Raw genomic sequence first — 22685 nt, 5'->3', positions numbered from 1 at the left:
CTAGTACTGCAACGGTGCTTGCCGTGACTGCTGGCCAGGTCAGTCGTTGGCGTGGTTATGGGTGGGGACCTTGCTGATATCAGGTTGTGGGCGAGCGAACTCGAGGCGGTGCACGAGCGGTTCGTGCACCGGTTCAACAGATCGGAGCCGAGGGAGTCGGCACTGGCCTATATGCGGGGCCTGATCGCTCCGCTGCAGCGCAAGAACGGCTGGACCCTGGCGGAGGAGGCCGGCCACGCGGGCCCGGACCGCATCCACCGGATGCTGAACCGGATCGAGTGGGACGCCGACGAGGTCCTCGATGACGTGCGCCAGTACGTGGTCGACAACCTGGGTGACCGGGACGCCGTCCTGATCGTGGACGACACCGGCTTCCTGAAGAAGGGGGTGCGGTCGGCGGGGGTGCAGCGGCAGTACTCCGGCACCGCCGGGCGGACGGAAAACTGCCAGATCGGCGTCTTCCTCGCCTACGCGGCTCATGGCGGCCGGACGCTGATCGACCGCCGTCTGTATCTGCCTACGTCCTGGACGGACGACCGGGAACGGTGCCGCCGGGCCGGCATCGGTGACGAGGTGGCCTTCGAGACGAAGGTGGCGATGGCCAAGTCGATGGTCCGCCGCGCGATCGCGGAGAAAATCCCGTTCCGGTGGGTGACCGCGGATGCCGCCTACGGCTTCTCCAAAGGCTGGCGGTTCGAGCTGGAGCAGGCGGACGTCTTCCACGTCATGGCCACCACCCGGCACGACACCGTCGTCACCCGCTGGTCCATCGACCACCCCGTCCACGAGCTGTTTCCCGGCCTGCCGCGGCAGAAGTGGAAACGCCGTTCCTGTGGCGACGGCGTCCACGGCCGGCGGATCTATGACTGGGCGCGGGTTGAGGTGCGGCCCTGGCACCGGCCGGATCGTCGGCACTGGGTGCTGGCCCGCCGCAGCGTCAGCCGCCCGGACGAGATCTCCTACTACATCGCCTACTGCCCGGCCGACACGACCCTGGACGAGCTGATCCGCGTCGCGGGCAGCCGCTGGGCCGTGGAGGAATGCTTTCAGACCGCGAAGCAGGAGTGCGGCCTGGACGACTACCAGGTCCGCCGCTATCCCGGCTGGCACCGCCACATGACGTTGGCCATGGCCGCCCACGCCTGCCTGACCGTCCTGCGGGCCCGAGAGCTGGACACTGGGAAAGCAGAAACGGATCCTCCCAGCTCATCCACCTCAGCCTCGCCGAGATCAGACGGCTGATCACCCGGCTCACCGACCGCCGGCCCGCACCTGTCGACCACATCCTGCACTGGTCGACATGGCGTCGCAGACGGCAACACCAGGCCCGCGTCAGTCACTACAAGCGGCGCGGACACAGTCCCTGAAACTGGTCAGCAATCAGCACAAGCACCGTTGCAGTACTAGGGGCAGGGGCAGCCGCCACTGCCGCTGATCTGCACCCTGTGGAACGTGCACTACAAGACGACGGCGAGCTGGACCAGCAAGCCCGCCCGGCCGGGGTGCTGACAACGCGGTGGGAGCCCCGTGCGAAAGCCCTGGGAATCAGTACGTCTGCGGAGCGCGCGGCGGCCGAACGCCGAGTTTTCACTCCCGTCGAGCAACGGGCGTAATGCATGACCGCACCGCGGACCGGAGTGGATGCGAAATTGACGAGCCCGCCGCAACCCTCCACAATATCGAACATAGATTCGACATTTGGGTGGGCATGGCGTGTGGACGCTGTGCCCAGGCGGGGGGAGACTGCAGGTCATGGGAAAGGGTTCTCACAGCGCTGCTCCGAATGCCATCGGCTACCAGCACCAGACGTGGTGGGCCCTGGTAGAGCTCCTGCAGACGGGAGCGAGCAGACCTGATGCCGCGCTGAGCCTGGAGCTCTACGACGACGTGGCGTGGGAGCAGGAGGGAACGGCCACGGAACTCCTCCAGGTCAAACACCATATCGGCCAGCACCGGTCGCTCACCGACACGGCAACGGATGTGTGGCGCACGCTGAAGGTGTGGATGGACGAAGCCTCGCCATCCGACCCCGTCGGCCCTGCGCTTGCCCTGGTGACGACCGAGACTGCCGCGGAGGGAACGGCCGTTGCCGCGCTGTGTCCGCGCAGCCGCAATGAGGCGGAGGCCAAGCGTCTGCTGGAGCATGTCGCGCGCACTTCCACGGCCCAGCTCACCGAGAAGGCCCGCGACCAGTTCCTCAGTCTGGGTGACGCGGCGAGGCTGTCGTTCGTCTCCCGTATCCGGGTGATCGACCGCTCACCTCACATCCAGGATGTCGCCGTCCAGGTCAAGGAGCGACTGCATTGGGCGCTGCCGCCCGGCCACGAGGGCCTCTTCCTGGCCATGGTCTGGCGGTGGTGGGACGAGATGGCGCTCGCCCTGCTGCAGGGCCGGCAGCGTGGCGTCGATGTCGGTGACGCGCAGGCGGCAATCGCCGATATCCGTGACCAGTTCACCCGCGAGAACCTGCCCACCCTGGTAGAGCTGGCGGACGTCAACGCGGGAGAGCTGGAACAGAAGTACCGCATGCACCCCTTCGTGCAACAGATGCACTGGGTGGCCTACCCGCCACGCAACCTGCAAAAGGCGATCGTGGACTACTACCGCGCCTACACCCACTCGGTGCGCTGGCTCGAAGAAGACCTCATCGGGGCAGTCGAGTTGACCCGCTTCGAGAACGAGCTCGTCGACGAATGGGAGCGTGAGTTCGAGTGGATGCTCGACACCCTCGACGGGGACGCGGACGACGACGCGAAGAAGACCGCCGGCAAGCAGCTGCTGCGACAACTCCTCGGCCAGACCAGCCTCGCGGTGCGCTCGCGGTACAACGACCCGTTCTTCGCCCGCGGCCAGCGGCACATGCTCGCCGACACTGGCAAAATCGGCTGGCACGCCGACTTTGAGACCCGCATCGCCGAACTGTTGAAGGTGGTCACGTGACGCTGCCACTGCCTTCTTCGGCCGCCGCGACGAGGAGATGAGTATGACCGCCTGGAGCGATCGCTCCCCGATCTCCGCCGTCATGCTCAACCCGGCCCTGATGGCGGCTATCTTGGCCAGTGTCGCGCAGGGGTATGAGAAGGAGACGGAGCAGGCCATGCCCTGGGTCCTGGGGTTCGTGGCCGCCCCCATGGTCCTGCACCAGCCGACCCGCAAGGCCCTGCCCGCCTCGACCAGAACCCACCTGGGCGCCTGGATCGGCAAGAACCCCGTTCTGCGGGCCGGGTTCCCCGCCCGGGTTCAGGCCCTGACGGAGCCCGTCAAGGAAGGCACCCGGTTCGGCTTGGCTCACCACGTCCTCACCCTAGAACCCGGCGGACGTATGCGATCCGCGTACCGCAGACCGCGCGGCTTCAAGACCCCCGAGGAACTCGACCAGATCCTGCGCAAGGCCAGTCTGGCAGGGCGCTGGCTGGCCAAGGCCGACAGCCCAGCGACTGTCTTTGCCGTCCTCGGCGTGACACCCTAACCGGGTGCAACTGCTCGCGATCATCCTCTACAGCAAGACAGGCGACCGGCAGGTCCTGGAGTTCACCCCAGGCGCCCTGAACGTCGTGACGGGCGAGTCGAAAACAGGCAAGAGCGCCTTGCTCGAGATCGTCGAATCCTGCCTGGGACGCGACACCCTGCAAATGCCGGTGGGACCCATCACCAGCACCGTGTCCTGGTACGCCGCCCTGTTCCAGCTCGACAGCGGCCGCGCCTTCGTCGCACGCCCTGCCCCCAAGGCTGGCAAGTCCTCAACCCAGCAGGCCATGCTCGCCTTCGGCGCAGACCTCGAACCCCTCGACTACGAGCAACTCGAGGTCAACTCCGACACCAACACGGTCCGCGAGCAGCTCGGCCGGCGCATCGGCATCGAGGAGAACCTGCACGAGCCCCCGGCCGGTTCCGGTCGCCAGGCACTGGAAGCCCACATCGGCCATGCCGCCCTGCTCTGCCTGCAGCGCCAGAGCGAGATCGCCGACCCCGGATTCCTCTTCCACCGCCAGGGCGAGCAGTTCATGGCCCAGACCCTGAAAGACACCATCCCCTACTTCCTCGGCGCCGTCCCCCGCGACCAGGCACTCAGACGAGCCCAGCTCGCGGCAGCCAAGCGTGAGGCGCGCACAGCCGACATGGCCTATCAACAGGCCCTCCAAGGCGCCCAGAGAGCACAAGCCGGACTTGCCTCGCTGTGGCGAGAGGCCTTCGCACTCGGCATGGTCGACACCGAGGAGCAGCCCGAGCGCACCGCCGCCCTGTCCGCCCTGCACGCCGCGGTGACCGCTGGCCCCGTACCGCCGGTCGCCGATCCGCAGACGGCCGACCGCCGCAACGCACTCGAACGCGAACGCGACCAGCTGCGCGCCCGCCTGAGAGGCGTGGCTGCGGAGCGTGAACTCCTCCTGCAGCAGGACGACTCAGCCGGTGATTACGCCGGTGCCGTCCGCACCCAGACGGCGCGCCTGGCCAGCCTCAACCTCCTCGGCGTGCGACCGGACAGCGACCGGGGCGACTCCACCGTCTGCGCCCTGTGCGGATCAGCGATGAGCGAGCCCGACCCGACAGCGCAAGAACTGCACCAGAGCCTTGAGCGCCTGCAGACCAAACTGCAGGACGTCGAGGCCGCCCGCCCGGCCCGACGAACCGCCCTCACCCAGTTGGACGAGCGGGCCGACGAACTACGAGCATCTCTTCGCACCATCGACGCAACGCTGCAGTCCCTCGTCTCCGCCCGGGTCGCCACCGAGCAACTCGCCGACACCTCACGCCGCGACTTTATGCGTGGCCGCATCCACGCAAGCCTCGCCGCGCTTCCCGCCAGCACAGCGGACGAAGTGGCCCGGCTGAAGCAGCTGCTCGATGTTGCACAGGCCCGGGTCGAGGCGCTGACGGCCGAACTCGACCCCAACGAAGAACGTGAACAGCTCACCTCGCGTCTCGTCGCGATCAGTCAGGACATGACCGACTGGGCCGACCGGCTTCAGCTCGAGCACAGCGGCCAGAGCGTACGACTCGACCTCAGCCGTCTGACCGTCGTCACCGACACCGAACAGGGGCCAGCCCCCCTCTTCCGCATCGGCAGCGGAGAGAATTGGGTCGGCTACCACGTCATCGTCCACCTCGCCCTGCACCGCTACTTCACCCGCCAAGGCCGCCCGGTCCCGCGCATCCTGATGCTGGACCAGCCCACCCAGGTCTGGTACCGCTCGGAAGTCGACCAAGCCTCCGGAACCCTCGAGGACGACACGGACCGGGCAGCTGTCACACGCCTGTTCCGCCTCATCCACGACGTAGCCCGCGAACTCGCCCCCGACCTCCAGATCATCGTCTCGGACCACGCGAACCTGGACGAGCCGTGGTTCCAAGAATCGGTACGCCACAACTGGCGCGGCGGACGCAAACTCATCCCGCAGGACTGGATTGAACAGGCCGGTCAGGAGAGGCGGCACTGACAACTGCGCATCGGGAAATTCCCCAGAACCTGAACGACCTGGTCCGGCGCCCTGTCACTGCTGCACCGAGCCGAGCCTCAACGCCCTGCACACCGCCCTCCGCGCCTGCGGTGAAGTACCGGTTGTCCGGACCCCTCCCTGGCCCGCGTCTTGGTGTAGAGATGCAGTCATGCCGCGCAGCCTGTTCGACCGTCTCCCCAAACTGTCCGAGGACGCCACCGACCCGCGCTTCCGCAGAGTGCGCGACCATCACGTCCACCAAGCCACCCGGCGTCTGATGGACGAGACCTTCGCCGCCTTCCACGGTGCCGACCGCAGCTTCGTCCGCGAGTTCCAAACTGGGGGCTTCTCGCCGCGCGTCCTGGAACTGGCCCTGTTTGCCGCCCTCCAGGAGCAGGGGCACACCCTCGAACGCACCGGCGGCGCACCCGACTTCCTCATCAGCGGACCCCACTCTGCAGCCATCGAGGCGACCACCAGCAATCCGGCTCAAACCGTACCCATCCCTGATCCGGACCGCGCTCCCGGCAGCGGGCAGCACCCCCTGGTCCCGGAAGACCTAGAGGCGGCCGAAGCGGAATTTGTGCTCCAAAGCGCCAAGGCGCTGCGCCGCAAGCTCCTCAAACGCGACGCCCAGGGCCGTGCCTACTGGGAACAGCCCCATATTCAGGGCTGGCCGTTTGTCATCGCGCTGGAGTCCTTCCACCACCTCAGCTCCCTGTTCCACACCGTCGGCCCGCTGGCCGACTACCTGTACGGGCACCGCACCGTCCCCGGCCATGACGGCAACGGCGCTCCCGTGTGGACCAGCGAGAAGATCACGGAGCACCGGTACGCGGGCACCACCATTCCCAGCGGACTCTTCGCGCTGCCAGAAGCCGCCCATCTGGCAGCCGTTATCTTTTCCAACAGCGCCACGGTCGCGAAGTTCCACCGGATGGGCACCGAATGCGGCTACGGGCCGGGCGATGTGGCACTCCTGCGCTACGGCAGCGTGCTCGACCCTGACCCCGATGCGGTCCGCCCTCGCCCTCACGCCTATGTCGTGGGCGACTACGGCTCCGAGGATCACGAGACGTTCAGTGAGGGCTTTCACGTTCTGCACAATCCCTGGGCATGCACCCCGATTGCCGACGGAGTCTTCCAGGGCTTCACCGAACACCGCCTTCAGGACGACGGTCTGGTCCTGACCACGACCAGCCGGGCAGACTTTTTCGTCTCCCACACCCTTGTCTTCCACCTGCCCAACGCCCGCGCCACAGCTCGCGGATACGCAGCCCGCTTCTTGGCCGGTCCCGACGCCGCATCCTGAGCCCTCGAAGGCCAAGACCTCATGCACGTGCTGCACACACAGACGTCGGCGAGGATCCTGGCCACCAGTCGGGCGCTCTTGATGCTGCCCGGTACGGCTCTCCCGGACGACGCCGCTGACGGAGCGCATCCGAGAGAGCAGCCGCAGGGGCCACCGTTGGCCACGCCCGGCCGAAACCGGAATTCAAAGGGTCAGGCAAGGTCTCCCACATCCCATTCCGGCGGAAGACGCTTAAGTCGCAGCCGTGCCTCGATACCCAGGTGTTCATGCAAGAGAGACTTCAAGGTCCGACCATCGACAAGATCGATGCGACCGGAGCGGGCCGCGAATGCACGGCTGCTCGCTCCGAACCAACTGGTGGTGACCAGGATGCCCCGGACAGCCTGCACGTCCAGCATCTGCCCGGCCAGAGCGTGAACCGTCTCGAGCGGCACAACATGCTGACTGCGTCGTGTCTGCAGCACCCAGCGCTCGCCGGAGCAAGACCTGTCTCTGAAGACGGTGGTTGCTGCTCCCGGCCCGATCAGCTCCCGGGGCCCTTCAGTGGGGTCATGCATGTTCATGAAGAGGCGGTGGACGAGGTCGCTGAGATCCTCCGGATCAAGATTCACAAGATCGATGCGATCGTCAACCACCGCGGTCGTGATCGGGGCTGGCATGTCGTGGTTGAGCGCGGCGTCGTACCACACCTCGTCACTTTGATAGGCAGGATCTCCCTTGTGGAAACGCTCTGCCCAGGCGGCGGCAGACTCGTGCAGGGCGCGGACACCGTCTCCGGGAATCAGGCACCGCAGTCCGGGGTCGTTCCTGCGGAATGCGCCAAAGAGCGTGGCCAGAGGACTGGTGTTGGGCGGGTATCCCAGTTTCTGGGCCCGCAGAGGGGTGAGCGGCCCCGAGCCACGGACAGCATGGACGACTCCACGCCATTCCGGACTGTCGTAGTCGAACGCCGTACTGGTGAAGTTGACGGGCACGTGGTCGCAGTGAATCTCACCGACCAGCCTCCCCTTCGCAGGCCAGTCCGCCGGGTACTCCACCATCGCGTGCTCAGGGTCCTCACTGAAGGAGAACAGCCGCTTGTCCCTGGCCAGGATCTTTCGGCCGTTGCGGTAGAAGTCGATGCCGTAGTCAATTTGGTGCAGGTAGCGCTGAACGCCCAGCCACCCCCACACACGGTGTTCCGTCTGCTCCAGCCGCGTTCCCTGGCACTGCGGGCAGGACGACGAGCCGAGTGGGCTCGTATGCCGGCAGTCCCTGCACCGGTACAGCGTGGCCAGCACCATGTCTATCTTCTGCACGGCGCTGATGTTCTGGCCGTGTCTTTGGGCGAAGCGGTTTTCTCCCCAGATGCACGGCTTTCGAGGAGCCACAACGGAATCGGACACGGTCAACTGCATCTGCTGTTCGCGCAGCATGAAGCTGTAGGCGTCGCCCAAGTGCCGCCGCAGATGGTGTTGTCTGCCTGAAGACCATACAGAGCGCAGGGATTCGATGGTGATGCGTATGCCCTGCTGTCCGGTCTCTGTCTTAGGTTCCGCGCCGATGGGGATCCGCCAGGAGGTGCCGGAGGTGAGGGAAGCCAGGTCAAGAGTGAAGACGTTCCATGCAGGTTCCTGTCGCTGGGCGGTGCGCAGCGTGATGCGCGAGCCCAGCCGAAAACAGGCGATGAGAAAGTTGGGGCCGAGCTCATTCTGGTCTTGGGGCCCGCCTGTCCAACTGATCCGGAACAACTGTTGGATGGCTTCGCGGCCGAGGCCGGCACCCGGGCAGGAGATGGTGATCATGTCGCGTTCGAGCACAGTTCTCTCATGCTGAAAGTCGACTGCGACCGAGGCAAGGACCCCCTCATTAACACCTTTTCGGACAACATCCACCAATTCTGCGACGGCGGCCCAGTCGGACAGAGGCAAATCACCGAGGGTCGACAACAGAGCCGGAGACGGCACCACTGTAAAAGGCTTGATCGGAGCCGTCGCCCCGCGCGCCTTACGCATCTGATCCTGGGCACGATCCCACGCTGCTGTCCACCCCGCTGCCTCGTCACTTCCCATGCCCACGACGTTGACGAACGCCTCCACCAGTTCCCGGCGTGGCTGCGATGTCCCGTTAAGAACGTTGGCCAAGGTGCTGCGCGTCAGCCTCCCCCCGCTCCGCTCAGCTAGTTCACGCAGGCTCGGCCCACCTGCCAGAACACGCAAGTGACCCATAGCTATACGCAGTCCATCGAAAGTGTCCACGTGCTCGACTGCGATCACATCCGGGACCTGGTCTGTGCCCTCCAATGCCTCTTTGGCCTTTAGCCACAGCGCCCTGGCCGTGTCCACATCCGTGCCGCAAGCCTGGGTGAACGCCTTGACCACTGGCCAGGGCGAGCGCCAGCCGCTCGCTGCCCGGTGCAGGCTTCCTCTGCTGAATTTCGTCGCCTGGACGAGTTGTTCGTAGGTGAGGCCGGACAGGTGGCGCGACTGCCGTAACCAACGCGCCACCTCTGCCATTTCCGGCACCCGGGCAACAAGTTCCTTTTCCCGTCGTCCCGCCATGACAGGACCAGTCGTCAACGGTCGTACATCGACGGCTTCACCACGGCCACCACCATGGCGGCGACCGTCTCGGCCACCAGCGCCTGGACGGCGCCGTGCCAGGCGGACGCCGAACTCAGTGCGCTGAGCACCACAATCAGCACGGCGACGACCGTGACCGTCTCGGACAGAGGGCGTGGGACCGGCGTGCCGTCCTCGACACAGAGCAGGGGCTTACTCATGCATGAACTCCTTTGAGTTACCTCGGACATGCGTGCCCATCGCCGGCGGGAGGTTTGGGGCAACCCGCCGCTGCACGCATCTCTGATGTTGCCGGATCAGACGCTTGCCGCTCCACCCGGAACATAGAGTTCAGCGGATTGTCCCACCTGCGTCCAAGGAAGTTCCCTTACGTGTTTGCCCTGCTCAAGGCCTGCTATCGGTACGGCGGTTCGAAATCAAGGACATCTATCCCGGGCGTGTCCGGGTTTGTGTTGCCTCCTTGGGTCAGGCTGAGACACCCTGTGTACAGGAGCTTGCACCTCGGACACCGCGTGCAGGGCACCTAGACCGCTAGCGCATTTGGGGTGCGCCCGGTCAGCGGTGAGGCCGCGCGCCCAGCGCGCGGCCCACCCGCAGCCGACTCATACAGGGCTCGAGCTCAACGGCGGCACGCCTGTCGGAGGCGTCAAACTGAGGATCATGACCCCAGCACGGATTGCCTTTGGCCTGTGTGAATACGAAGATGCGGCAAAGGCGCTGCTTCGCAGGGAGTGGCCCCTGGCGGACCTGCCGTCTGCCGTGAACGAGCCGCGATTTTGGACCATGACCTGCCCGGACTTCAACGGTCTCGCCGGTCTTGCCGTCGTCGCCAACGGCTTCAAGGGCACGCAGGCAGCCGACGAGCCACGCCCTTATCGTCCAGTACTGGAGTACCTGGTGGTCGACCCGCGGGTGCGGGGCAGGCGTCTGGGGAACCAACTGGCCTGTCATGTCCTTCAAGAGGTCTGCAAGAGCGCCGACGAGGTCATCGTCGAAGTCGAGCGTGAGCGTGTGGGCGCCGTGCGGTTTTGGATCGAACACCTGCGGTGTGCCGTCGTGCCAGACAGTGAGCAGACGCATGCGAAGGTGCTGCGCCTGCGCTGGGCGCCTGCCGGACCATGACGGTTATTGCCTCTCCACCACGTCAGACGGTCACCTGCTGTCGCCGCGGCCGATACGGATGTCGTCGAGGAGTCGCCTGGTGATGGCTTCCGCGCCGGTCGCATGTGCGGTTTCGATGACTTCCTGGGCGGCCTGGCAGATCAGGTCGTTGAGGGAGGCGATGTAGCCGCCGGTCCGCTGGTGGAGGTAGCGGGAGAGTTTCAGCAGGGTGCCGGGCTTGTGGTCATACGGGACTGCTGCAGAGTTCGGTGACACCTGACCTGGCTTGCTGAGAGGCAGCCTGGAAGGATGTTGCAGTGCCCAAGCCGTATCCAAAGGATGAACCGTTCCGGGTTCGGTAGGGACTCGATCATTTGAGAGGATCGAGTCATGGCACGTCCTTCCCCCTACCCGCTTGAGCTGCGCAAACGAGCGGTGCGCATGGTCGCCGAGGTGCGGCCCGACTACGACACCGAGTGGGCCGCGATGAAGGCGGTCGCCGCGAAGCTGGGGATCGGGACGACCGAGACGCTGCGCAAGTGGGTCCGTCAGGACCAGATCGACAACGGCTCCCGGCCGGGGACGACGACGGAGGAGTCAGCCCAGCTGAAGCGGCTGAAGAAGGAGAACGCCGAGCTGAAACGGGCGAACGAGATCCTGAAGGCCGCGGCGTCTTTCTTCGCGGCCGAGCTCGACCGGCCACACACGCGCTCGTAGGGCGTTGTCACGTTGTTGGGAGCGTGGGTTTCTGACGGCGCGTCGGGGCGTGGCGGGGGTCGGGTTCCGGGCCGGTGCTCAGGCCTCGGCGAGCCGGCCGGCAGCGCCGGTGGCCTGGTCCCAGAGGGCGAAGCGAATGGTCATCTCGGCTCGGTAGCCAGGGGCTGTCATCAGGTGGAGGCGTGGCCGGAAGTGCGGTGAGATGCCGCTGAACGCGGACAGGAACCGCTGCGCTCCGCCGACGGAGCGGAAGCCCTTCCTCGCGCGTTCGCGCTGCCGGGTGGGCTGGTGGGAGTTCTCGGCCCGGTTGTTCAGGTCCTTGTGCGAGCGGTGTTCCACCGAGGGCATGACCTCGCGGTGCGCCGCGCCGTAGGAACGGAGCTTGTCGGTGACGATCACCCGCGGCACGGCCCCGATTCCTTTGAGGAGCCGACGGAAGAAGCGCCTGGCCGCGGCCTTGTTGCGCCGGTTCTGGACGAGGATGTCGAGCACGGTGCCGTTCTGGTCGACGGCCCGCCACAGGTACGTCAGCTCTCCGTTGATCTTCACGAAGACCTCGTCCAGGTGCCACTTATCACCGGGCCGGGGCCGGCGTCGGCGCAGTGCGTTGGCGTAGACCTGCCCGAACTTCGCGCACCAACGCCGGATCGTCTCGTAGGAGACGAGCACACCGCGTTCGAGCATCAACTCCTCGACCTCGCGGAAGCTGAGCGGGAAGCGGAAGTACCGCCACACACAGTGGGCGATCACCTCCACCGGGTACCGGTGGCCCTGGTACGACGGCGACGCGGACGACACGAACGAACCCCTCCCCGGCACGATCAACTCCAAGATCATCCCAGGCCGGTCAGCCAACGTGACAACGCCCTACAGGGCACACTATCCATCGCCGTCCCCGCCCCACGACCCGGAAGGGCACACCGCTGGCCTCCTCCGCGCGCGGCTGGCCTGCCGTGTGGTCCCAGGCCAGGTAGCCTCGGCGGCTGCGCCGCCTGCCCGGCCGCCGCCTGCTTCGGATCAAGGAAGAGCTGTATGACTGTGGTCGAACTGCCGCGACCCGGCCGTCCCGAGAAGCCGCGCCTCTTTCCCGACCAGGCCGAGGCCGTCAAGCGGCTGGTACGGCATCTGCGACGCGCCGGGACACGGGGACTGTTCGTGTCGGCGACGGGCACCGGCAAGACGCTGGTGTCAATCCGAGTAGCGGACGAACTCGGCGCGCGACTGGTGCTGTTCGTGGTGCCCACCCTCGACCTGGCGGCCCAGACGGCGCTGGCCTGGCGCCGCGACGGCCACCTGGAGCACATGGTGATCTTCTCCTCCCTGGACACGAGCGGCCGAGACGACCTGGTCGCGGCGCGCGTCATGTCGACCACCGACCCGCACGCGCTGGGCGGGCTGATGTCGGTCGTGGGGGAGGGGGAGGACCACATTCCCGCGCTCACGATCATCTGCACCTACGACTCCCTTAACAAGATCGAGGAAACCCAGAGCACGGGGTACGCGGTGCCGCCGTTCGACCTGGCGGTGATGGACGAGGCGCACCGGATCGCGGGCCGCGCCGACAAGAAGTGGGCGGCCGTCAACGACGCCAAACGGATCGTGGCCGACCGCCGCCTCTACATGACCGCCACACCCCGCATCTTCGAAGCCCCCGAACTGGCCGACTCCGCCGACACGGCCCGCCCACGCCGCCGCTCCCGCCACGCCCCCGAAGCGGACGCGCTTACCAACTCCATGGACAACGAGCAGGTGTACGGGAAGAAGGTCTTCGAGTACCCGCTCGCCCAAGCGGTGGAGGACGGCCGAGCGGCGGACTACCGCATCGTGGTGCCCACCCTGACCGATGCCGACCTGCGCCGCCGCCTGAACCTCCCCACCCCTGGAACCTCCCACTCCAACGATGGCAACAACGAGGAGGGGAACAGCGCACTGCGCACCACCGCCCTGCACCTGGCTGTCCTGCGCACCATGACCGAACACAACCTCAAGAAGGTCCTGGTCTACTTCAACCTCGTCTCCGACGCCCGCCGCTTCACCCGCGAACTGCCCCACACCCTGCGCCAACTGGCCAAGGCCGCCCCCGGCCTGTGCCCGGACATCACCCCCGAACTGTTCTTCGCCCACGGCGAGCACACCCCCGCCCAGCGCGCCGACACCTTCGCCGGCTTCGCCGCCGCCGAGTCCGCGATCCTGGCCAACTCCCGCCTGATCGCCGAAGGCGTCGACATCCCCAGCGTCGACGCCATCGTCTTCGCCGACCCCACCCGCAGCGTCATCCGCTGCGTCCAGGCCCTCGGCCGCGCCCTGCGCCTGGACGTCTCCGGCAAGATTGCCTCGCTGATCGTCCCCGTCTACGTCCCGCCCGGCGCCGACGGCGAGAACATCCTCGGCACCGCCTACGAACCCGTCTGGGCCATCGCCACCGCACTGGCCAGCCACGACCACCGCATCCTCGAGCGCCTGCCCGACAAGGCCAACCGCCTGCCCAAGGAGACCAGCGACGTCATCGAACGCCGCTGGCACTTCGACTTCACCGTCCACCCCGAACGCATCGCCCGCGCCATGGACCTGGCCTGCTTCGACCCCCGCGACCAGACCGTCTCCCGCTCCCGCCGCCTCGGCCTGGCCGCGGCCCAGGCTTACCGCGACGAACACGGCCACCTCGACGTCCCAGCCGACTACACCGACCTCACCGGCTACGCGCTGGGCGCCTTCATCACCACCATGCGCGACGCGGCCAAAGCCGACCGCCTCGAAGCCGACTGGATCGCCGAACTCGACGCCCTGAACATGATCTGGGACAAGCACGAGGCCGCATGGCGCGCCCGTCTGACCGCGGCCGCCGACTACCTGCGCGCCCACGGTCACCTCGCCGTCCCCGCCACCACCCCCGTTGGCGCGTGGCTCGCCGAACAACGCCACCTCGCAGCCAAGAACACCCTCGAGGTGGCCCGCGCCGACGCCCTGACCGCCCTCGCCCCCGACTGGCGTCTGCCCCACGGCGCGGACTGGCACCGTAAATACCACCTGCTACGCGCCCACCTCGCCGACGGCGCCGACCCGGCCGCGCTCGCCCGCGACACCATGCTCGCCGGGGTGAAGATCGGCTCCTGGCTGCACCGCCAGCTCACCACCTGGCCCACCCTGCACCCCGGTAAGCAGCAGCTGATGACCGTCCTTGGCCTCACTCCGGACAGCAACCCGTTCGCCCCCACCCGCCGCGCCCGCCGCACCTTCGAGCAGACCGTCCAGCTTCTGGAGCTCTTTCTCCACCGCGAAGGCCGCGCCCCCGCCGCACGCGAGACCATCCGGGTCGACGGCGACACCGTCAGGATCGGCGCCTGGCTGGCCAAGGCTCGCACCAAGCACCGAGCCGACCAGCTCCCGGACACACACGTCCGCTTGGTCGCCGCGCTCTTCGACGGCGACTGGACGACCGAGGACGCCGTCCCCGCCGTCCTGGCCTGAACGCCTGCCTGGGCAAGGGGGAGTGATCGCCGGGGCCGCATGCTGCGCCGGTCCGGCGAACCGCCTGCTGAAGGGAAACCGCCCCACCGTGTTCTCGCAGACTCCCGTCTACGACCGCCTCGTCGCCGAACGCGGCGACATCCCCGTCCAGGTCCGCGGTGAAGCCGACCGGATCCACCGCCAGCTGGCACAGGTACTGCCCCAGACGTCCACCTCCCAGCCAAGCGCCCCGCAGAACGGGCTCGAGCCGAAGCTGCCACTTGGCGCTCCATAGGGCTCCGACAGTCCCCGGCGCGGGCAGGCACGCCTGGACCGCCACCCGGTGCGGCCTGCCAGTGAACGAGCCAGGCCCGCGCCGGCGGGTGGTGCTCAGGAGGACGGGGACACGGGGCTGCTGTCGGCAGCGAACGTCCGTTCCCGGCCCGGCTGATTCTGGCTGCACGTGAAGACGCCTCCCACACCGGCCAATGCCGACGGTCTCACGTCCATGAGGTGCTGAACAGGGCGAACTCGAGTAGGTCGGGCGTGGCGTCGGACGGCCACAGGGGCGTTGCCGATGCCTGGCGGGAGGCCGCCTGCATGAAGGAGAGATAGACCGCGTAGCGGTGCGGTGACCAGTTCGCGTCCCGCCAGACCCAGCTGGCGATCGTGCCGTTGGGGTCGTGGCCGGTCTCCCGGCCGACTTCCTGGGCCAGGGACCGCATTTGCTGGGCCAGAACCTGGTCAAGGATGAGCGGCTGGGGGCCGGACGCCGACCGAACCGACTTGCCGGCGAAGTACAAAAACTTGGTGTAGAACGACGGACCGAACTCGGGAACGAGGCCCTGGAGCCCCGCGTAAGCAGCTTCTGCGTCCTGCTCGCTCAACGTGGTGACGGCTCGACCCAGCGCGGCATCCAGGCCCCCGGCGGTCAGAATCTTGTCCAGGGTGACGGGGCCGCTGCCTCTACGGGAGCCGCGCTTACCCTTCCCCCACACATAGGTGGCGACCAGAGCCTCCCGGTAAGCCTCGCGCCGCAGCGCCTCCGCGACGATCGACGCCACCTGCGCCCTGCTGACTACGGCATCACCCGGGTGGGATGCCGAAGCAAGCGCCGAAGGCCAAGGGGTGATGTGCCCCCACCGGCTGGGGGTGTAGCGGACCGCGTGCGCGCCCGGCGACCCGTCCGCGAACTCTGCCCTGTTCCGGTCCCACCAGCGCCCCAACGCCTGCAACGCTGCATCAGGCAGAAGACGCGCGGCCATCTCCCGGTCGACCGCATCCGCCCGATCCTGTCTGTTCATAGCCGCCCCCTAAGTCCTGACCGCTGCCAGGCCCCTGCGTCCCGCACTCGTAGGCAGCCGGCATCTCCGCCCGAACGTGCCGTACTGGCGAGGTCAGTATGGCTTCCCGCTCCCCCTTCCCGGGGTCGGAGGCTGATCAGCAGGTGCGCGGGTGAGCTGTTTTAGGAAGGCACGCAGCTCGCTGCGGCGGATCTCGGGACGGGCTGGAGGGGGGCCGGGAGGCTGCTGGGTGGGCACCGCTGTCAGCCGCGGCGGCCGGACCTCCAGTGGGGCGTCGGCGAGCCGCAGCCGGGCGGGCCAGGACATAGAGGGCAGCCGGTAGGCGGCGTCGCAGAGGGGTACGGCCAGCCACAGGCCGTGGAGCTCCGGGATGGAGCCGTGGTAGATGATCAGTCGCCCGGTTCGATGAGGTCCAGGGACCGGAGCAGCGTGTCCGACAGGACTCCCCCTTCAGCGGGTTGGGTGGTGGCGCGGCGGGTTACGGATGGTGCCGGGTGGCGGCGCCCAGCGCATGGCGTCGCCGCTGCCGCGCCAGACCGGGTCGGTGCGGCGGGCGGGGGCGGCCGCGGGCGGGCCGGGGGCACGTACTGTCCGGCGGTGCAGCCGTACGCCTCCCACGCTTCGGTGAGCACGTGCTGCTCGCCGGGGCGTAGGTCATGACCTGGCGGAAGCGGCCGTTGATGAGCCGGAAGGCGTGGCCGGGCTCGCGGCCACGGGGGCGCGGTGGATACAGGCGTCGACGCGTCCGAGGGGCGAGCCGTAGCGCCAGTCGGCGGGGAGACCACGTCTGAGCAGGAACTCAGCGACGGTGATCCTGCGATTCATGGCACCCCTACGTGGTCTACCGGGTTGCTGACCCTGCCCCAAGTAGTAAATGGCATGGGGAAGTACGAGTGACAACAAGACCATAGTTCTACTTTCTTTGACACCATCCGCCCCATGGCTCTGCCGCGAGATAGTGGGTGGCATGAGGGGGAAGCTGCGAGCACGTAGCCGGAAGGCCGCGGACGAAGCCATAGCCAGACTGAACGGCGACCTTGGTGAGCTAGGGCTTCCGCCGGCCTCCCGGCGATTGCGAGTGGCCGTCCGGGCGAGGCACCACGCGCCCCTCTGGTGCTTGCCGCGATTGAGATTCCTGCCATGCTCGTCGCGGTGCTGTGGGTCGACGCCATCTCTACAACGTGTGTGAAGGGCAGGCTGTGGTCCCCGCTGAAGCCGTTCGCTCAGGTGCCTGTTGACGGTTGGGAGGCCCTGCGGAGCGGGCATTTCGATACCGTCTCGGAGACGCTGAGCATCTCGATCTTGGTGCCGTGTGTGGCGGCGGCGATCTTCCTGCTGTTCTGGGTCGTCCCCCTTGTGCTGGCCTTCGCGACCTCGGCAGGGCGCGGCTGGTCCCTGTCCAAGTCAACCCGTATGGCGACCCGGTTCCGTTCCATCAGCGCGACCGCGAATGCGATCTCCGTGTGCGCTCGCGTCAGGAAGGCGCGGTGGCAGAAGCAGCCCAAGGAACTGCGGCGGCTGGCTCGCGCACTGTCCCGAGTCGAAGACGAGGTCATGCGCCTGCATCGCACGAGCGGCCGCCTGCCCGTGCGGTCCCATCGCAGGCAGCAGCTCAAGGGCCACGCAGGGCTCGTCGTAGCGGCCCTGCGCCGCGCGGAGGCACGCATCGACAGCGACGGGGATGCTGCGCTCGCGCCGCTGGCTTCCCTACTCGCCACAATCGCTGAGCGCGTCGCCAACGGACACATCGGTGCACTCCTCGATGAGCAGCACCTCCCCGCAGACCTGACGCCGGCCCGGGACCTTGAGCCCCTCCGCCTGGCAGCTGCCGCCGTGCTCGTGGCGGCCTGCGCCGTCGGCGTTGCCCTCCTTCCGCTGCCCGACGGCGCGGACGCCTACGTCATCGGCGGCTGCGGCATCGTGATCCTCGCCGTGCTGTACGGCCGTCGCGTGCACCAGTTCCTTGATGTCCTGGACGTGATCAGGGGCGGATGACTTGACTTCGTTCTCGCCTGAACGCCCGCCCGGGCAGGGGTGCGGCCCGCCTCGACGGCGGGGGAGCCGTAACCGCCCTCCGGCGCCCCACCCCCGGCCGGGCCCGGTAGGCAAGCGGTCCGGCCGACACCAGGGCCGGCTGGGACCACCACGCCTTGCCCGACCCCGCGCGTCTGCTCCCCGGCCCCGGTTGCCCTTCGCGACCCACGCCGCACCGCCACCGGACACTGGATCCAGCCCTTACCGCCGCGTGAACAGATCCCACGCCCCCGGATCCTTGACGGACTCTTTGGCCTCCACGAGAAGCCTGTCCGGACCGAAGAGCCGGACGTCGCGTTCCCGGGCGGCCGGGAGGCGGTTTGCTTCAACGAACAAATCTACCGCGATCTGCATAACTTGCTCCAGGGAGCGCGGCGGAGCGGTGCCGTTGCGGTGTGCCTGCCCGGCGACGAAGTGGGCAATGCCGAACGCGAAGACGGTCTCGATGTTCTCCTCGGGCATGATGTCCAACAGGTCCCTGTAGTACTGGGGGATCTTGTCGGTACCCCGGACTGGTACAGCGACAGGCGTGCGCCGGACGGTGTGACGCGGGGGCGCGCTGCGCCGTGCCGCGAGAACACGTCCGTACGCCTCCCTGTAGTGACGCTGGGATGAGCGGCCGACCCGGCAGACATCCAGGAATGTCTGCAGCTGCTCGGCGTCGGCGGGCAGCCCTTGGCGCCTGATGATGCGCCAGGCGGTCGTGCGCGGGATCGGCTTGTGGCCCTCCGCGGGGCTGAAGAAGTGGCTCAAGGGCGGCGCACCGGCGCGCTCGTACTCCGCGGCGAGCGCGGCACCGAGGTCCTGCGAGGTATGGACGAGGCCGGACGCGGGAGCCTTGAGACCAGGCAGACGGCCACGCTGCTCGGTGCGTCCTTGCATGCGCAGGACGTGCGCACGGCCCTGGGCCGCCCGGTCTCCGCCGCAAGCCCGCACGAGGGCGTCGAGCACGGCCGTCGAGGGGGCCGTGAAGCCGGACTCGGCGCGCTGGACGGTGCCGCGGGAGACGGCCGCGGCCGCGGCGAGCTCACGCTGGGACAGCCGCGCCGCCCGGCGCAGGACAGTCAGGTGCTCGGCGAGACCGGCGAACGGCGGGCGCGGGCCGTCAGGGCGGGGAAAGGTCATTGCCCTCTCCTCTACTTGCCCGCGCCGGAGCGCACCGCGACCTCCACGAGGACGGCCAACAGTCGGCGTCCGCCGCCGGCCGCGGCGAGGGTGGCGGCGCCGATCGCCCCGCATCCGCCGAGCAGGATAAGGATGTCGCTGATCGGCGTGCCCTTGAGGAACAGGACGGTGCCCAACGCCAGGAACGCGATCAGCAGGATCAGCGTGTGCGTGGGCCCCAGACGCCCCGCGGGCACCTCGCCAGCGGCCGGCGACGCGGGGGTAGAGGGGGAGGGGAGCTGGTGGGGCATGACGAGCAGGACTCCGTCCTGACGGGGGCCCCGGCAACGAAGAACCGGGACCCGGGCTGTTGGTCGCAAGCAGGCGCAGCCCTGCGGCAGTTGGCCCTGCGGATGCGAGGCTGCGCGGTACGCACCAGCCTTCCACGGCCGCCCGGACCCCCGCCCGCACCGTTGCCCGATCTGCCCGTTTCGCCGGTTGGCGGCCTCACAGATGTTCCGGTGACCCGCAGGGAACTTGCCTCACGCCCTGGCCCTCTGCTCCAGCACAGGATCGCCCCCCGAACCCCTGGACGGGTTCCGTGCGGCCCAGCATTCGTTCCGGCGCTCTTGCACCATCGCCCCTATCGGTAGGACGCTGCCCAACAACGATGCCGACAACATCCGTCGGTGTCGCCTGACGGCAGATTGGTCGCAAGCCCGAGCCCTTCAGGACACACGGCAGGCGCGTTGGCCCGCGCCCGCCAACCCCGGCCGGTACCACCTCGGTACCGGCCGTCGGCGTTCCCGGCATCCGGACACGACGCCGCCCCCGGGAACGGGCAGCGCCGATGAGGAATAGTCCTGACTCCGGGACGCGGCTGAGATGCTGCACGAGCAGCTGGCGCGCGGACTGCGCCTGCTCGGCTCAGCCGTCGCGCTTGCCTGAGCGCGACGCGGTCACCGTCCTCCTGGACTGGACGCGCGCAGATCGACTTCCCCAGTCGGCCATACCGCGCCGACCACCCAGGGCTGCACCACGTCCGCCAGTTCCTCCGAGAACCGGTCACCGCCACCGACTGCCAGGTGGGCGGCCCATTGCCGTACCGCACCTGCTGCCCAATCCGCGATCTGGAGCTGGGGGTGCGAAGTACTGTCCGCGAAGTCGATCTGCACGGCCGGAAGCGGGTCGTTGAAGTAGCCGGGACGGGCGAGGTCCGGGAGGAGATGCACCATGCGCAGAAGCGTCGCGTTCCGGTCGATCACCTTCGAGGTGTCATGAACGAGACGGAACCGCTCGAGAGCCTCGCCGAAGCTGGTACAGAGGCAGTACAGCGCCGGCACCGCCGGGTCGAGGATGTCGCGCTGTTTGTCGGCCGCGAGGTCGGCGGCGGTCGCGTCGGCCACCCCTCGGCAGCATTCCAGCAGCTCGATCCAACCGGCGAAGTCCGCGTGCTCCTTCGGGATGGACGCCCTGTAGGCGGCTATGGCGGTGAAGAAATCCTCGGTCGCCACCCGCTGACGCACCCAGTCGACGAAGGCATGGAGCATCTGCTGAAACGCCGCCTCGTCACCGAGGACCGGGCCGGCCATGCGTAGTAAATCGGACAACGCCAGACCACGCTGGTCCTCATACAGGTCAAGACCGTCCGCGTCGGCCAGCGGCTCTACCAGAACGTCGACCAGCTTGGTGACCACCATGAACCGCTTGTCTATGAAAAAGCTGCGAACGCTCCCCTCGGGCAGGCTCCCAAAGGCCCTCTTCAATGCCTTCCGGCCCCCTGACGAACGGGCGAGAGAACCGTACTTGGGCTCCCCCTGAGTAGAGGGAAGCTGGGATCGGACCTCATCCACGATCGACGCCGCCAGCTCGTCGGACAGATGCACCCCAGCCAGTGTGAACACCGGCTGATGGGGATCGAGAAGGTTCTGCCCAGAGTTCGAGGACTCGTCGGTATAGACGACGGGGAGGAGATCGGAGGCAGTATCCATCCTCGGAGCATGCCGGGCAGACGGGCGGAAGGCCACCCAAAAAGGCCCTCCCGAGCCCGATCCGCCGCCACCTCACCGGATCGGTCAGAACCTACGCCTGCCCTCAGGCCCACCCCACGCCTGTGCGCCGGTAGACCAGGTGCATCCCGAGGACGAGCAGGAGCTGGTGTCCGGCCTGGTTGAACTGCTGCTGGAGGGTGGGCTGGCGGAAGAGGTCGGCCAGCTGTCCGGCTTCGGCGGCGAGACCGCTGCGCACGGCGAGGTAGTCGGCCGTGGAAGCACGCTGCACGGCCCGGACCCGTTCCAGCAGCGTGCCGTCCACCTTTCCGTCCAGGGTGCGGCACAGCGCCGTGCGCAGGGCCTCGACGTGGGTCACGACCGCGTCGACGGTCATCGGTGCCCCCGCGGGGCCGAGTGCGCGGACGAGGCCGCTAGCGGCGAACACCGTCTCCGGTTCCATCACGTCCCGTACGGCGTCCAGCAGTTCGGCCCGCCCGCGCACCGTCAGCGTCTTGCCGTTGCCCAGCTCCGTGATGATCCGCACGAACCGGGCCCGCGCAGTCGGCGTGGCCAGCTGATGCCCGACCTGCTCCAGCAGACCGACCGCGCCCTCACGCGCCACCTCCTGACTGCGCCGGCCGCGCCCCACCCACGTCACCCACGCCCGCTGCGCCTGCCGAGTGGATACGTAGCCGTCCCACCACAGCCACATGGCCAGCGGCACCTGCGCGAGCGAACTCAGGCGCGCCACCTGCTGCCGCTTGTCCAGCAGGAGCAGCAGCAGCCGACGCTGGTTGGCGCTGTGCTCGGCCTTGTCCGAGCCACACCGCCGGGTACGCAGCCGCGGCTGGTCCAGCAGCCCCTTGGCGATCCAGTCGTGGATCCGCCGCACGGTCATGTCCGGATGGCCGGCCGCATGGGCGTCCGCGACGAGATCGTCGATAGTGCTGGGCCCGCTGATGCTCTCCCAGGTGTACACGAGGTGGAAATTACATCGTTCTCCCGCCAACCAGGGCCCACTTGAGGATGCATCACCCACCACCCCACTGCCACGATCAATCACAGCAGCACAACACCCCGGCCACCTCCCGCGGACCGCCCGCTGCCCCACCCCACAACCCTGCACGGCGCGCCGCCGCGCCCTGCTCGAGCGAAGGACACCCACCATGCCGAAGATGCGATGTGCCGTTTCGGCGCCAGTGGAGGCATGTCGCTTCTCTGCCATCATCGGATTTCCTGGATCTGTCTCCTGACATGGTGAGACCTTCTTCGGCCTACCGGCGTCTAGTGGCACCCGTTACTGGCAGGAAGTGGCATCAGCCCAGGACAGCTTCGTGGCGCTTCCCATGCAGCGCCTCCACCCCACGACCTGTGGGTGCTCCGGCGACGCCTGGGCACTCAGGAGAGCGCGGGCAGAGCGGTCGACGAGATGGGTGGCCGACTACTCCAGACCCCCTGAAGCCCTCCGGCCTCGTGGACTGGGACGGGCACGCAACAACTCCTTCCTGGAGAGCTGCCCACTGCACAGCGGTCAGGACCTGATGCTCATCCGGGGTTGAACAGGCAACCTCAGATCCGTGGGACGGCCGTGAGACATGGGGTGCGCGGCGATTGGCGTGCCGGAACCCGGCTGACAGCATCACCTTCATGCACCGGCTGGTTCGCAACAACACCAG

General features: G+C 67.9%; 18 protein-coding genes and 1 pseudogene. 10 read left to right on the top strand and 9 right to left on the bottom strand.

Annotated features, from left to right (window positions below; translation table 11 throughout):
* Positions 1-57: 57 nt before the first annotated feature.
* The 5 genes from ACVW19_RS34565 to ACVW19_RS34545 all read left to right on the top strand — a co-directional run bounded on the left by ACVW19_RS34565 (position 58) and on the right by ACVW19_RS34545 (position 6750).
* Positions 58-1242, top strand: a complete 1185-nt coding sequence (locus ACVW19_RS34565) for an IS701 family transposase (protein WP_457456983.1) — start codon at positions 58-60, stop codon at positions 1240-1242.
* Positions 1243-1752: 510 nt separating this feature from the next.
* A complete protein-coding gene (locus ACVW19_RS34560) occupies positions 1753-2940 on the top strand; it encodes an ABC-three component system protein (RefSeq protein WP_457456929.1) in 1188 nt (395 codons plus the stop codon).
* 43 nt (positions 2941-2983) lie between these two features.
* On the top strand, positions 2984-3469 hold the full coding sequence (locus ACVW19_RS34555; RefSeq protein WP_457456931.1) for a three component ABC system middle component: 486 nt from the start codon (positions 2984-2986) through the stop codon (positions 3467-3469).
* 4 nt (positions 3470-3473) lie between these two features.
* Complete coding sequence (locus ACVW19_RS34550) at positions 3474-5438, top strand: DUF3732 domain-containing protein (RefSeq protein WP_457465073.1); 1965 nt, start codon at positions 3474-3476, stop codon at positions 5436-5438.
* Between the two features lie 169 nt (positions 5439-5607).
* Complete coding sequence (locus ACVW19_RS34545) at positions 5608-6750, top strand: hypothetical protein (RefSeq protein WP_457465072.1); 1143 nt, start codon at positions 5608-5610, stop codon at positions 6748-6750.
* A gap of 191 nt (positions 6751-6941) precedes the next feature.
* Here ACVW19_RS34545 and ACVW19_RS34540 read toward each other — a convergent pair whose 3' ends face one another.
* Both ACVW19_RS34540 and ACVW19_RS34535 read right to left on the bottom strand, forming a co-directional pair.
* A complete protein-coding gene (locus ACVW19_RS34540) occupies positions 6942-9290 on the bottom strand; it encodes a helix-turn-helix domain-containing protein (RefSeq protein ID WP_457465070.1) in 2349 nt (782 codons plus the stop codon).
* A 14-nt stretch (positions 9291-9304) separates the two neighbouring features.
* Positions 9305-9511: a hypothetical protein gene (locus ACVW19_RS34535; RefSeq protein WP_457465068.1), complete on the bottom strand. Its 207-nt coding sequence runs from the start codon at positions 9509-9511 to the stop codon at positions 9305-9307.
* Positions 9512-9971: 460 nt separating this feature from the next.
* On the opposite strand from ACVW19_RS34535, the gene ACVW19_RS34530 reads away from it, so the two are divergent.
* The gene (locus tag ACVW19_RS34530; RefSeq protein ID WP_457465066.1) at positions 9972-10433 is read left to right on the top strand and encodes a GNAT family N-acetyltransferase; all 462 of its coding nucleotides are present in this window, start codon (positions 9972-9974) and stop codon (positions 10431-10433) included.
* Positions 10434-10463: 30 nt separating this feature from the next.
* Here the strand turns inward: ACVW19_RS34530 and ACVW19_RS34525 are convergent, their stop codons facing one another.
* Entirely contained in the window at positions 10464-10688 is a 225-nt protein-coding gene (locus ACVW19_RS34525; RefSeq protein ID WP_457465064.1) for a hypothetical protein, read from the bottom strand.
* Between the two features lie 114 nt (positions 10689-10802).
* Here ACVW19_RS34525 and ACVW19_RS34520 point away from each other — a divergent pair.
* Positions 10803-11128, top strand: a pseudogene (locus ACVW19_RS34520) (transposase); the annotation flags it as partial.
* 79 nt (positions 11129-11207) lie between these two features.
* Here the strand turns inward: ACVW19_RS34520 and ACVW19_RS34515 are convergent.
* Positions 11208-11966 carry an IS6 family transposase gene (locus ACVW19_RS34515; protein WP_457465061.1) on the bottom strand — a complete coding sequence of 253 codons (759 nt, stop codon included), beginning with the start codon at positions 11964-11966 and terminating at the stop codon, positions 11208-11210.
* A gap of 195 nt (positions 11967-12161) precedes the next feature.
* Between ACVW19_RS34515 and ACVW19_RS34510 the strand changes: the two genes are divergently transcribed.
* Positions 12162-14597 (top strand): Helicase associated domain protein, encoded by a 2436-nt coding sequence (locus tag ACVW19_RS34510; RefSeq protein ID WP_457465060.1) that lies wholly within the window; start codon positions 12162-12164, stop codon positions 14595-14597.
* Positions 14598-14685: 88 nt separating this feature from the next.
* Complete coding sequence (locus ACVW19_RS34505) at positions 14686-14871, top strand: hypothetical protein (protein WP_457465058.1); 186 nt, start codon at positions 14686-14688, stop codon at positions 14869-14871.
* A gap of 205 nt (positions 14872-15076) precedes the next feature.
* On the opposite strand, the gene ACVW19_RS34500 is transcribed toward ACVW19_RS34505, so the two are convergent.
* Positions 15077-15880, bottom strand: a complete 804-nt coding sequence (locus ACVW19_RS34500) for an 8-oxoguanine DNA glycosylase OGG fold protein (protein WP_457465056.1) — start codon at positions 15878-15880, stop codon at positions 15077-15079.
* A 1140-nt stretch (positions 15881-17020) separates the two neighbouring features.
* Between ACVW19_RS34500 and ACVW19_RS34495 the strand changes: the two genes are divergently transcribed.
* Complete coding sequence (locus ACVW19_RS34495) at positions 17021-17875, top strand: hypothetical protein (protein WP_457465055.1); 855 nt, start codon at positions 17021-17023, stop codon at positions 17873-17875.
* 240 nt (positions 17876-18115) lie between these two features.
* Here ACVW19_RS34495 and ACVW19_RS34490 read toward each other — a convergent pair whose 3' ends face one another.
* From ACVW19_RS34490 to ACVW19_RS34475, 4 genes are all read right to left on the bottom strand, one after another.
* Positions 18116-19039 carry a helix-turn-helix domain-containing protein gene (locus ACVW19_RS34490; protein ID WP_457465053.1) on the bottom strand — a complete coding sequence of 308 codons (924 nt, stop codon included), beginning with the start codon at positions 19037-19039 and terminating at the stop codon, positions 18116-18118.
* 11 nt (positions 19040-19050) lie between these two features.
* Complete coding sequence (locus tag ACVW19_RS34485; RefSeq protein ID WP_457465052.1) at positions 19051-19275, bottom strand: hypothetical protein; 225 nt, start codon at positions 19273-19275, stop codon at positions 19051-19053.
* Positions 19276-19977: 702 nt separating this feature from the next.
* On the bottom strand, positions 19978-21009 hold the full coding sequence (locus ACVW19_RS34480) for a DUF3800 domain-containing protein (RefSeq protein ID WP_457465050.1): 1032 nt from the start codon (positions 21007-21009) through the stop codon (positions 19978-19980).
* A 103-nt stretch (positions 21010-21112) separates the two neighbouring features.
* A complete protein-coding gene (locus ACVW19_RS34475) occupies positions 21113-21988 on the bottom strand; it encodes a hypothetical protein (RefSeq protein WP_457465048.1) in 876 nt (291 codons plus the stop codon).
* Positions 21989-22685: the final 697 nt, after the last annotated feature.

This window comes from Streptomyces sp. TE5632, from assembly GCF_054061295.1.
The sequence above is the reverse complement of the archived record's forward strand: the minus strand, read 5'-3'. Positions and strand labels throughout refer to the sequence as shown.